Source organism: Micromonospora sp. NPDC002296, assembly GCF_040296145.1.
Lineage (GTDB): Bacteria > Actinomycetota > Actinomycetes > Mycobacteriales > Micromonosporaceae > Micromonospora.
This window is the reverse complement of the sequence record NZ_JBEOWQ010000044.1, coordinates 3,690-16,974: the sequence shown is the minus strand read 5'-3', so window position 1 is coordinate 16,974 and position 13,285 is coordinate 3,690. Positions and strand designations below refer to the sequence as shown.

The window sequence follows — 13,285 nt, the reverse complement described above, 5'->3', positions numbered from 1 at the left end:
CGGGGTGCGCGCGGGGCAGGTACGCGTCCCTCGCCCGTCGAACCCGCCAGGGGCATGCTGCGCGTGCCGAGCTGGGCACCCCGCTCGCCCGCTGCCCACACGGTGGCCGGCGGGGGCCGGGTGCTGGTCGTCGACTCCGGCGCGGGCGAGCTGGCCGAGGCGATCGCCGCCCACCACCGGCGGGCGGGCGCCAGGGTGGTACTGGTGACCACCGGCCCGGACACGCTGGCCGTGGGCCCGCGCAGGGTGGTCTCGGTCGCCGACCCCGACGCGTTCCGCGCCGTCCTGGCCGACGTCGGCGGGGTGGACCGGGTGCATCTGGTGGTCGGCGCCGGCGACCCGCACGCACGCCTCGACACCGACGTGCAACTGCTGGCGCTACGGCTGATCCGCGCACTGTCCGAACCGGCTGATCCGACGCGGATCGACTGCCACCTGACCACGCACGACACCCACGGCCTGGACGGCCGCGCTGCCAACGCCAGGGGTGCGGGCCTGACCGGCCTGGCCTACTTCCTCGCCCACCAGCAGCGGTTCGCGTTGCGCAACGTGGACGTCTCCGCCCGCGACGCCGACCGCACGGCGCTGGCCGCGGCGATCGTCGCCGAACCGGCGAGTCCGGTGGCCGAGCTGACCCTGCTGCGCGACGGCGTGCGGTACCGGCAGCGATTCGACGAGGTCGAGCCACCCGGCGGCGCGGCGGGGCTGCGAACCGGCGGCGCCTACCTGGTGATCGGCGGCGCGGGCGTGGTCGGCCAGGCGGTCACCCGGCACCTGCACGAGCACTACGACGCCCGGGTCGTCTGGATGGGCCGCAGGCCGGCCGGCGACCCGGCGGTGCGGGCGGCGCTGGCGGCGGCGACCGTCGGCGACCGTACGCCGTTCTACCTCAGCGCCGACGTGACCGACCCCGAGCAGGTCCGGGCCGCGGTCGCCGAGGCCAAGGCCACCCTCGGCGGGGTGAACGGGGTGGTGTTCGCGGGCGCGACCACGATCACCGAGCCGGCGCGGGCGGTGGCCGAGCTGGACGACGCCGAGTTCCGCCACCACTACGACGTGAAGGCGAGCGGCGCCGTGCACGTCGCGGTCGCGGTGGTCGACGAACCGCTGGACTTCCTGTGCTTCTTCTCCTCGGCGCAGGCGTTCGCGTTCGGTGGGGTGGGCACGCACCCGGCCTACGCGGCGGGCATCACCTTCGCCGACGCGTTCGCCCGGGTCATCGGCGGCACCGCGCCGTTCCCGGTCGGCGTGCTCAACTGGGGCGCGTGGGCCGCCTCGTTCGGTGACTCGGCCGCCGACCACCCGGGCGTCGGCTTCCTCAGCGACGAGCAGGGGGCGGCCTGCTTCGACGCCGCCGTGCGGCTGCTGGTGACCGGCGGTCCCGCCCAGACCATCGGCCTGCGCCCCGGCGGGGCCCTGCCCGCGCCCACCCGGCGGGCGGAGACCGCCGCACCCGAGCCGGTACGGGCACCGCGACCCGCCCCCGAACCGGGGCGCACCCTCGAACCGGCTCCCGCCGACGCGACCGCGGGCCGCGGAACGGGTCACGCCGACCGGGACCGGATCAAGGCGCTCACCACGCAGCGGCTCGCCCGGGTGCTGCGGGTGCCCGTCGAGGAGCTGTCGTCCCGGATGGCGTTCGCGGAACTCGGCGTCGACTCGATCACGGGGATGTCCTTCATGGCCGAGCTGGGCGAGGAACTCGGGCTCGAGCTCGACGCCGCGCTCCTCTACGACCACACCAGCATTGACCGGCTGACCGATCACCTAACCGACCTCGTAGACAACAACACCGGAGGGCCGCGATGACGAGTACCGAGTTCCGATCCGTCGTGGATCGTTACCTCGCCGACGGCCCGGCCACCGCGGCGGTGACGGACCCCGGTCAGGCCGGACGGCCGAGCACACCGCCGACCGGGGCGTCCGCGTTGGACATCGCAGTCGTCGGCATGGCGGGCCGATTCCCCGGGGCCGATGGCGTCGGGCAGTTCTGGGACAACCTGGCCGCCGGCCGCAAGTGCGTCGGTGAGCTGCCGAGGGAGATCCTCGGCGAGGACGCCCGCGGCTACCGGTGGGGCGGCGTGATCGCCGACCGGGACTGCTTCGACCCCGAGTTCTTCGGGATCGACCCGCGCGAGGCCGACTCGATGAACCTGCACCAGCGGCTGCTGCTCCAGGAGGCCTGGCACGCCCTGGAGGATGCGGGCATCGACCCGTACTCGCTGTCGGGATCGGACACCGGCATGTTCGTGGGCGCCGAGCCCGCCGGCTACCTGCACGAGTCGTTCACGGGGGCGTCCGACGCACTGGTCGCGGCCCGGCTGTCCTACATCCTCGACTGGCACGGCCCGGCGTTGGTGGTCAACACCGCCTGCTCGTCGTCCATCGTGGCCATCCACTTGGCCTGCCAGAGTCTGCTGATCGGCGAGTGCGGCGTCGCGCTGGCCGCCGGCACCAACGTGGGTCTGGGGCCGGGGCCGCTGGGCCTGCTCGCCGACATGGGGGTGCTCTCCCCGTCCGGGGAGTGCCGCACCTTCGACAACTCGGCCAACGGCACGGTGTTCGCCGAGGGCGTGGCGGTGCTGGTGCTCAAGCGCCTCGCCGACGCTGAGGCCGCCGGCGACGACATTCGCGGGATCATCCGTGCCACCGGCGTCAATCACGACGGCGCGAGCAACGGCCTCACCGCGCCGAACGGACTGGCCCAGGAGAAGCTCATCGACGCCGTGTACCGCCGTTACGGCATCGACGCGTCCCGGATCGGGTACGTGGAGGCGCACGGCACCGGCACCACCCTCGGCGACCCGGTGGAGGCGGGTGCGCTGGTCCGCGCGCTCGGCAGGCACCGGCCCAACCCGGCCGGGTGCGTGTTGGGCAGCGCCAAGGCGCACATCGGCCACACCGGCGCGGCCGCGGGGGCGATCGGCCTGGTCAAGGTGCTGCTGAGCATGCGCAACGAGCGTTTCACCGGGATGCCCACGTTCCGCACCCTGAATCCCATGATCAAGTTGGACGGGTCGGGCATCACCATCGACGCGGTCGGCAGGCCGTGGGCCGCCACCCCGGGCGCGCCCCGGCTGGCCGCGGTGAACTCGATGGGGCACAGCGGCACCAACGCCCACCTGGTCGTCGAGGAGTACCTGCCCAGGCCGCGGACGGCGGTCCCGGTCTCCGGCCCGGTGGCGGTGCCGCTGTCGGCCCGTGACCGGGAGCGGCTCGGTGTGCTCGCGGGCGAGCTGGCCGACCACCTCGACCGCGTGTCCTCGGCGCAGGCGGACACCGGGCAGGACGTGGTCCGCAGGCTTGTCGCCGACCTGCTGGGCATCGCCCCCACCGACATCGACGGCCACCGCGACCTGGAGAGCCACGGCGCCGAGCCCCACCAGCTCGCCCGGCTGGCGATTCTGCTCACCGGGCAGACCGGTCAGGAGGTGACCGTGGACACGCTCTACGAGGCGCCGTCCGTCGACGGCCTGGTCGCTTCGCTGGCCCCGGCCGCCCCGGCGGGCGGGCAGCAGCCTGGGCGGGAGCCGCCGACCCTCGCCGATGTGGCGCTCACGCTGCAGCGGGGGCGCGCTGCCCTGGACGAGCGGGCGGTCGTGGTGGCCGGGTCGATGCCGGAGCTGGTGGCCGCGCTACGCGCGTTGGCCGCCGGCCGCGCCACGCCGGACACGGTCACCGGCCGGGCCCGTGCGGGTGAGCCGCGCGCGGCGGGCGGATCCCTGCGGGACGCCGCCGGCGCCTGGTGCCGGGGCGCGGAGGTCGACTGGCCTTCCTCCGGGGGGCGCCGGGTGTCGCTGCCCGGGTACCCGTTCGCCCGCAACCGGCACGGCAGGGACCGCCTGGCCCCGCGCAGGTCCGCCCCGGCGGTCTCCGCGCCCGCACCCGCACCCGTACCCGCAGTCGCCGCCGCCCCGGCGCGGGTGGCCGAGCCGCCCCGTGTCGTCCCGCCGCCGGTCCCCGAGCCGCCCCGCGTTGCCCCGCCGCCGGTGCCCACCGAGCCGCCGGCGAGCGCCGGGCCCGGCGGGCTGAGCGAGGAGGTGGCGGCGTGGCTGGCGGGGGTGATCGCCTCGGAGGTGGGCATCGACCCGGCCGCCATCGACCGCTGGGAGCGGTTCGACGCGTTCGGGGTGGACTCGGTGGTCCGTACCAGGGTGAACCACCACCTGGCCGACCGGTTCCCGTCCGCGTCGCGGACCCTGCTGTTCGAGTTCACCACCATCGACGAGGTGGCCGACCTGCTGGTCACCGACTTCCCGGCCGACTGCCGCAGCGCGCTGCGCGCCTCCGACCCGGCACCCGCCGCGCCGGCATCCGCGGCCTCGACGCCGGTCACCCCGGTCGCCGCCGCCCCGAGCCCGGTCGCTGTGGCGTCCGCCGGTGGTGGGGGCGATGTGGTCGGGTGGCTGTCGGGTGTGGTGGCCGATGAGGCGGGTATCGATCCGGCGGGGGTCGATGCGTGGCAGTCGTGGGATGCGTTCGGGATCGATTCGGTGGTGCGGACGCGGGTGAACCATCGAATCGCGGAGGCGTTCCCGGACGCGTCGCGGACGTTGTTGTTCGAGTTCGGCACCGTTGCCGAGGTCGCGCAGAGTCTGGCGGCCGACTTCCCCGATGAGTCCGGGGTGCTCGCCGCCGCCCCCGCTGCGGCGTCGGTCACTGCGGTGGCCGCCGTCCCGAGCCCGGTCGCTGTGGCGTCCGCCGGTGGTGGGGGCGATGTGGTCGGGTGGCTGTCGGGTGTGGTGGCCGATGAGGCGGGTATCGATCCGGCGGGGGTCGATGCGTGGCAGTCGTGGGATGCGTTCGGGATCGATTCGGTGGTGCGGACGCGGGTGAACCATCGGATCGCGGAGGCGTTCCCGGACGCGTCGCGGACGTTGTTGTTCGAGTTCGGCACTGTTGCCGAAGTCGCGCAGAGTCTGGCGGCCGACTTCCCGGAGGAGTCCCGGGTGCTTTCGGCCCCGGCGGTTGGCGCCCTCGACGGAACCGCGCACCACGCCGCGCCGATGCCGGACTGGCCGGTGGCGCCGACCTGGATGGCGCCGTTCCCGGCCCGCGAGGTCGGGTTCTCCGCCAGCCGGGTGCTGCTGGACCCGGACGCCGACCCGGATGACACCGAACTGGTACGCGAGCTTCAGGCCGAGCTGCTCGACGTGCTGCTGTGCGGCGAGGACCTCGACCGCGTCGGTGGGCTGATCGACCTGCACGGTGTGCAGGGCGCCGCCGGGATGCGCCTCGCGGCGCGTCACCGCGGGCTGCGGGTGCACGTCCGCGCCGCCGACCCGGCGCACGCCGAGGCGGCCGTCCGGGCGGGCAAGGAGCACGGCCTGGACGCCCGGGTCACCGTCGCCTACAGCGACGCGGTGCCGGTCGACTCCCCGCACGAGGTGGCGCTGGGCATCGAGGGCAGCCACCTGGTCGCCGACAAGGCGGGCTACCTGGCCGGGATCGCCACCGCGCTGCCGGAGGGCGGCCGGTTGCTGCTGGCCGAGTTCCTCGCCGTCGGCGCCGAGGTGGCGGACCAGCGGATCGGCGTGTGGATGCCCAGCCGGGAGCGGTGGGCCGACCTGCTCGCCGACGGCGGGTTCGTGCTCGACGAGGCGGTCGACGCGAGCGCCCGGGTGGGCCACTTCCTCGCCGACTTCGACGTCGACCAGAACACCGCGGCCCTCGACCCGGTCGACAGGGGCAGATGGCGGTTCCGCGCCGACCTGGCGGTACCCCTGGAACGCGGCACGGCGGCGTACCTGGTGCTGCGGCTGCGTAAGGACACCTCGACCGACCCGGCGGTCCGGCGCGCGGGCAACCGGGCCCGGATCGCCGCGGCCACCGCGTACGCCGAGGCGGTGACCCGCCGATGACCGCCATGATCCAGGCGACCGAGGAAGGGTTGCGCCCGGCCGAGCTGGCGGCCCGGCTGTCGGCGGCGGCCGAGGCCGCGCTCGCCGGGGCGGACCCGGGCGCGGGGCTGGCGGTGCAGCGCGGCATGGACGCGCTGACCGTGCTGGCCCGGCGCATGCTCGCCGGTGTGCTCCGGCGGATGGGCGCGTTCACCGAGGTTGGCGCGCGTGGCCGTCCCGACGAACTGGCCGCCCGGCTCGGGGTGATCGACGGGCACCGGCGACTGTTCGACGCCCTGCTCGACATCCTCGTCACCGCGGGCGTGCTGCGCCGCGAGGGCGCGGAGCTGGTGGCCGTCTACGCCATGCGTGAGCTTTCCGAATCCGACCTGGACACCATGGTCGCCGGGCTGGTCACGGAGTTTCCCGCCATCGAGCCGAGCGCGCGGCTGCTGCGCCGCTGCCTGGCCGCCTACCCGGAGGTGCTGACCGGCCGCCGCCCGGCCTCGGAGGTGCTGTTCCCGGGCGGGGCGGTGGCGGCCGACGGCGACCAGCCCGGCGCTGAACACGACAGCGGTGGTGTCGCCGCCGCGGTGGCGGCCGAACTCGCCCGCGTACGTCTGGAGACCGCGTCGACCGTGTCGGTGGTCGAGCTCGGCGCCGGCACCGGCGCGGTCGCCGCGCGGATGCTGCCCGCGCTGGCCCCCCTCGGCGACCGGCTGCGTTACGCCTACACGGACACCTCGACCCGGTTCGTCGAGTACGGCAGGCAGCGGTTCGGCCGTGACCACGGCTTCGTCGACTTCGTCGCGTTCGACGTCGCCAGGGCCCCCGCACCCCAGGGCCTGCCGCCGGGGGAGACCGACGTGCTGCTCGCCGCGAACGTCCTGCACGGGGTCGCGGACGTCGACGCGGCCCTGGCCAACGCCGCGGCCCTGCTGCGGCCCGGTGGCGCGCTGGTGATGATCGAGGCCGTCTCCGCGCCCGAACCCTCGATCATGGTGTTCGGGCTGACCCCGGACTGGTGGCCCGCACGGGACCGGCAGGGGCTGCCCGGCTCGCCGCTGCTCTCCGCCGACCAGTGGCGCGCCGCGCTGGCCCGGACCGGGTTCGAGGAGGTCCGGGCGCACCCGTTGCCCCCGGGCGCGGACGAGGACGACGCGCCGGAGGCGGTCATCGTCGCCCTGCGGGCGGCGCCCGCATTCGCCCCCGTCGCTGCGCCCGTTCCCGCCCCCGTCTCGGCGTCCGTCTCCGCGCCGGCCCCCGTGCCCGTCTCGGCGTCCGGTCCCGCGCCCGCGCCGTCGACGGTCCGCCCAGCCGTGGCCGCGGCGCCCGCCGCCGAACCGAAGGCCGTCGCGGTCGAGCGGCCCGCCCGGGCCCGCCCGGACACCGACGGCCCGATCGCGATCATCGGGCTGAGCGTCCGTTTCCCCGGTGCGCCGGACGAGCGTCGGTACTGGGACCTGATCGTGTCCAACCGGAGTGCCATCGGCGAGATCCCGGCCCGGCGCTGGGACTGGCGGGAGCACTACGTCCCGGAGCCGACGGGCAGGGAGGTCATCACCAGGAGCCACTCCAGGTGGGGCGGGTTCCTGGAGGGCTTCGACCAGTTCGACGCGGAGTTCTTCGGGATGACCGAGCAGGAGGTCCGCAACACCGACCCGCAGCAGCGGATCTTCCTTCAGGAGTGCTGGAAGGCGCTGGAGGACGCCGGCTACTGCCCGTACGGCCTCGACCCCGCGGTGCGCAAGGCCACCGGGGTGTTCGCCGGGGCGTCCAAGCTCGGCTTCGACCGGCTCGGCCCCGACCGGGGGGTCGACCTGCCGCGTACCTCCTTCGGCGACATGGTCAACCGCGTCTCCTACCAGCTCGACCTCGGCGGACCGAGCAAGCCGGTGGACACGGCGTGCTCCTCGGCGCTGGTCGCGCTGCACGAGGCGGTGGAGAGCCTGCGGTCGGGCGAGTGCGCGATGACCCTCGTCGGTGGGGTGAACCTGTACCTGCACCCGTCCACGTACGCCGAGCTGGGCGCGGTCAAGATGCTGTCCAACCGCCCGGAGTGCCCGGCGTTCGGCATCGGCGGCAACGGCATCGTGCCCGGCGAGGGCGTCGGTGTCGTGGTGCTCAAGCGGCTCGCCGACGCCCAGCGCGACAACGACCACGTGCGGGCCGTCATCCGTGGCACCGCGGTGAACCACAACGGGCGTACGGTCGGCTTCACCAGCCCGAGCCCCAGGCGGCAGGCCGACGTGATCACCGCGGCGTTGCGTCGGGCGGACGTCGACGCCGACACGGTGAGCTACCTGGAGACCACCGTCAACGGCACCGAGATCGGCGACGCGGTGGAGATGACCGCGGTGACCCAGGTCTTCGGCGGTCGTACCGACGCCACCGGCCGCTTCCGGCTCGGTTCGGTCAAGCCCAACATCGGTCACGGCGAGGCGTCCTCGGGACTGGCACAGCTGGCCAAGGTGGTTCTCGCGCTCGGCGAGCGGACGCTGCCCCCGACCCGCATGCCCGCCACGATCAACCCGGCCATCGACCGTGACAAGCTGCCGTTCGAGCTGTCGGACACGCCCGCGCCGTGGGACCGGCCGATCGTGCGGGGGCAGCGGCAGCCGCGCCGGGCCGGCGTGACGGGGATCGGCGCGGGTGGCGCCAACGCCCACGTCGTCCTCGAGGAAGCGCCCGCGGTGGAGCGCCGGGCGATCCCGGGGCCCGCCCTGTTCGTGCTGTCCGCACGCACTCAGGAGCAGCTCGTCACCTCGGCGGAAAACTGGCTCGACCACCTGCGCGCCCACCCGGACCTCGACCTGGCGCGGGTCGCCTACACCAGCCAGGCCGGCCGGGAGCCGATGCGGTTCCGGCTGACCGTGGTCGTGGACAGCGTGGCCGAACTCGTCGACCGGCTCGGCCGGTGGCGGGCCGGTGACACCACAGCCGTGGTAACCGGTGAGGCGCGGCGGCCCGCGTCCGCGGTGCGCGCCGAGCGCGCCAAGGGCCGGCCCCTGACCGAGCTGGCCAGGGTGTGGGCGGCGGGCGGCATGATCGCCTGGGCGTCGCTGTACCAGCAGGGCACCCCGACTCGGCTCGGCGGCCTGCCCACCTATCCGTTCGCCACCACCGGCTACTGGGTCGACCCGCCCGCGACGGCCACCCGGCCCGCCAGGCCCGTCGCCGTCGCGTCGACCACCGGGCCCACGCCGGGCGTGGTGGTCGCGTCCGACACCGCGACCGCGCCGGGCCCGGTGGTCGGGTCCGGCACTGGCGCACCGTCCCCCGGCCCGGCCACCGCGCGTACGTCGACGGCGGACGAGTACCCGCTGCTCGACCTCGCCGGGGCGGTCACCGGCGCGGACGGCACGGTCACCGTCAGCGGCAGCGTGTCGCTGGCGGCGCAGCCGTGGCTCGGTGACCACGTCGTCAACGGCCGCGTGCTGCTGGCGGGCACAGCCTTCGTCGACATGGTCGGGCGCGCGGGCACGATCGCGGGCACGGGCAGGATCGAGGAGCTGACCCTGCATGCCCCGCTCGACCTGACCAGGGCCGGGCAGGTGACCGTGCGGGTCGTGCTCGCACCGCCGGCCGCGGCCGGCGTCCGCACCGTCGAGGTGACCTCCCGGCCGGCGGACGCCGCCGAGAACCGCCCATGGTCGCGGCACGCCACCGGCACGTGCACCCCGCTGCGCGGCGCGCTGGACTTCGGCCTCACCGAGTGGCCACCCCCGGGGGCGCGCAAGCTTCCCTCGGACGACTACTACGCCGCCATGGACGCGGCCGGGTACACCTACGGCCCGGCCTTCCAGAGCCTGCGCGCGGTGTGGGCCCGCGGCGACGAGGTGTTCGCCGAGGTCGAGCTGCCGGAGCAGTGGATGGCCGACGCGGGCCGCTACGGGGTGCACCCGGCGCTGCTGGACTCCGCCCTGCACGCGATGGGCTTCGGCACCTGGATCGAGGGCGGCGGCGGACTGCTGCCGTTCGCCTGGACCGGGATGTCGGTGCACACCCCCGGCGCGGGCGGCCGGGCCCGCGTACGGCTGACCGCCGCCGGCAGCTCCGGTGTCGCCCTGCAGCTCGCCGACGGCGACGGCAAACCCGTCGCGCAGCTGGATTCCCTGGTGCTGCGCTCGGCCACGGGTGAGCAACGGGACCTGGTGCGGGACGCGCTGTTCGCTGTCGAGTGGCTTCCGCTGCCCGAGTCCGGCACGCCGTCCGGTGGGACCTGGTCGCTGCTCGGCCCCGACAGGTTCGGCCTCGGTGCGGTGGTGACGCCCACCGAGCGTGGGGAGTTCGTCGTCCTGTCCCTGCGCGGCCCGGCCGACGTCGCGGTGACCACCGCCGAGCTGGTACCCGCCGCGCACGAGGCCACCGGCGCGCTGCTCGACACCGTCCGCGACTGGCTGATCGACCCGGCCAACCGGAAGCGGCTCCTGGTCGTCCTGACCAGGGGAGCCGTCGCGGTCGAACCGGGGGAGGAACTGCCCGACCTGGTGACCGCACCGGCCTGGGGGCTGCTGCGCGCGGCCCAGTCCGAGCACCAGCGCCGGCTCGTGCTGGTCGACCTGGACCGGCACGCCCCGGTGGGGGCCGTGCCCGCCGCGGTCACCGCCGCCGTGGCCGCCGACGAGTTCTACCTCGCCCTGCGCGGCGACCGGGTGCTGGTGCCGCGGTTGGCGCCCGCCGCGAAGGATCCGGGCCTCGCGGTGCCGGACGCCCCGACCTGGCGGCTTGACAGCACCGCGCCCGGCACGCTGGACAGTCTGGCGCTCGTGCCCGCGCCCGACGCCGCCCGCCCGCTCGTCGCCGGGCAGGTGCGGATCGCCGTACGCGCCGCCGCGCTCAACTTCCGTGACGTGCTCGGCGCGCTCGGCATGTACCCCGGCGACCTGGTGCTCGGCGCCGAGGGCGCGGGGGTGGTCACCGAGGTCGGTCCGGGCGTCACCGGCCTGGCCGTGGGCGACCGGGTGTTCGGGTTGATGCCCGGTGGGATCGGCCCGGTCTGCGTGACCGACGCGCGGACCGTGCGGCGGATCCCGCCCGGCTGGTCCTACGCCGAGGCCGCGTCCGCCTCGGTGGCCTACCTGACCGCCTACCACGGCCTGGTCGAACTGGCCGGGCTGCGGGCCGGCGAGTCGGTGCTGGTGCACGCCGCCGCAGGCGGGGTCGGCAGCGCAGCGGTGCACCTCGCCAACCACCTGGGCGCGGACGTGTTCACCACCGCCGGCCCGGGCAAGCAGGCCGACGTGCGGGCCATGGGCGTGCCCGCCTCGCTGATCCGGTCCTCACGCGACACCGGCTACGCCGAGGCGTTCGCCGTCGAGACCAGCAACCGTGGGGTCGACGTCGTGCTCAACTCGTTGACCGGTGAGCACGTCGAGGCCTCGCTGAGCCTGATGCCGCGCGGCGGGCGGTTCATCGAGATGGGCAAGACCGACATCCGGCGGGCCGAGGACGTCGCGCGGGCCCATCCCGGCGTCCGCTACCAGGCGTTCGACCTCGTCGAGGCCGGGCCGCAGCGGATCGGCGCGATGTTCGACGAGCTCATGCCACTGTTCGCGGGCGGCGAGCTGCCGCCGCCCACCCGCACCGTCCTCGACGTGCGCCGGGCCGGGGACGCGATGCGCACCATGAGCCAGGGCCGGCACGTCGGCAGGATCGTGCTCGTCATGCCCCGGTCGTTCGCCCCGGGTGGCACCGTGCTCGTCGCCGGTGGCACCGGCACGCTGGGCTCGGCGGTCGTGCGGAACCTGGTGGCCGCGCACGGCGTGCGGCACCTGGTGCTGGCCTCCCGCCGTGGCGACGCCGCGCCCGGCGCGGGTCAGCTGGTGGCCGATCTCACGGCGCTCGGCGCCCGGGTCCGGGTGGTGCGCTGCGACGTGACCGATCGGGGCCAGGTGGCCGCTCTGCTGGCCGGGATCCCGGCCGCGCACCCGCTCACCGGGGTGGTGCAGGTGGTCGGCGCCCTCGACGACGGAATGCTCCGTGGCCAGACCCGGGCCCGGCTCGCGCCGGTGCTGCGGGCCAAGCTGGACGCCGCGGTCATCCTCGACGAGCTGACCCGGGCCGCCGACCCGGACGTGTTCGTGCTGTTCTCCGGCGCGGCCGGCGTGCTCGGCAACCCGGGCCAGTCCAACTACGCCGCCGCCAACACGTTCCTCGACGCGTTGGCCCGGCGTCGCCGCACCGACGGACTGCCGGCTCTGTCCATCGCGTTCGGCCTGTGGGCCAGCATCAGCGACCTCACCCGCGACCTGGACGAGCAGGCCGCGTCCCGGATGGCCAGGGGCGGGTTCCGGATGCTGTCGGACGAGGACGGCATGGCGTTGTTCAACGCCGCGCTGGCCGGGACCGCGGAGCTCGCGGTGCCGATGCGGCTGGACATCCCCGCCCTGCGGGCCGCGCCGGTGCACCCGATCCTGCGCGCTCTGGTCGGCGCGAAGCCCAAACCGGCACCCGCGGCACCCGCCGTGATCGCGGCACCGGCACCCGTACCGGCACCGGCGTCCGCACCCGTGGTACCCGGGCCTGCCGCGGGGTCGTCCGGCTCGCTGCCGGACCGGCTGGCCGCCGTCGATCCGGACCGGCGTCGGGACGTGCTGCTGGCGGTGATCGGTGAGCAGGTCGCGGCGATCCTGCCCGGGTACGACGCAGGCGACGTCGACGCCGACACCGGGTTCGCCGAACTCGGGTTCGACTCGCTGACCGCGGTGGAGCTGCGCAACCGGCTCGACCAGGTGACCGGCCTGCGGTTGCCGGTGACCCTGGTGTTCGACCAGGCCACGGCGGGCGCGCTCGCGGCGCACCTGCTGGGGCTGCTGGCGGAGCGGATCCCCACCGCCGCGACGACCCCGGCCGCCGCCGGTGGCGGGGAGACGGCCGGGGATCCCTGGGCCGCGTTGTTCGCGCCGGAGGACCTGGCCACCGTGGGGGCCATCGCCGATCTGGCCGGCGGTGGCGGTCAGCGGCTCACCGAGCTGGCCGCCGCACAGGGCCGGGCTGTGGTGCACGTCGTACCCGCCGACCCGGACGTCGCCCTGCCCGGCTCCTACGACCTGGTGGTGGCCCTGGGCTGCCTGGTCGCCGTGCGCCGCAAGCGGGACCTGCTCGCCAGGATCGACGCCGCGCTGATCGATGGTGGTCGGGTGCTGCTCGCCGACCACCTCGGCACCCTGCGCGGTGACCTCGACGACCGTGGCGCGGGCGTGCTCGTGCCCAGCGTGGACTCCTGGGTAGCGCTGCTCGGCTCCGCCCGCCTCGTCGTCGACCAGGTCACCGAAGTGCCGGGAGTGCTCGAGCCGCAGCTCGGCCACGCCGGGCTCGCCGAGCCGCGCCGCCGCGGGTGGACCCGCCCGGTGCTGCTGCGGCTGCGAAAGGACGCCGTCCTGGCGGCGGATGACCGAGACCGGGCCAACCACCGCGTACTCACCGACTGGGCGAACGCCTGA

Annotated in this window: 3 protein-coding genes (1 of these 3 running past the window's edge); all 3 read left to right on the top strand. The window is 75.4% G+C overall.

Annotated features, from left to right (window positions below; all coding sequences use genetic code 11):
- Tightly spaced (each overlapping or abutting the next), the 3 genes in view from ABT023_RS24500 to ABT023_RS24490 form a layout consistent with a single transcriptional unit that may run on beyond the window.
- On the top strand, positions 1–1,809 hold the final stretch of the coding sequence (locus ABT023_RS24500) for a non-ribosomal peptide synthetase (RefSeq protein ID WP_350888743.1). It extends 22,065 nt beyond the left edge of the window; 1,809 of the gene's 23,874 nt are visible here — the last part of the coding sequence; the start codon falls outside the window, past its left edge; it ends in the stop codon at positions 1,807–1,809.
- A complete protein-coding gene (locus ABT023_RS24495) occupies positions 1,806–5,861 on the top strand; it encodes a beta-ketoacyl synthase N-terminal-like domain-containing protein (RefSeq protein ID WP_350888742.1) in 4,056 nt (1,351 codons plus the stop codon). The genes ABT023_RS24500 and ABT023_RS24495 overlap by 4 nt, the downstream gene beginning before the upstream one ends.
- Positions 5,858–13,285: an SDR family NAD(P)-dependent oxidoreductase gene (locus tag ABT023_RS24490; RefSeq protein ID WP_350888741.1), complete on the top strand. Its 7,428-nt coding sequence runs from the start codon at positions 5,858–5,860 to the stop codon at positions 13,283–13,285. The genes ABT023_RS24495 and ABT023_RS24490 overlap by 4 nt, the downstream gene beginning before the upstream one ends.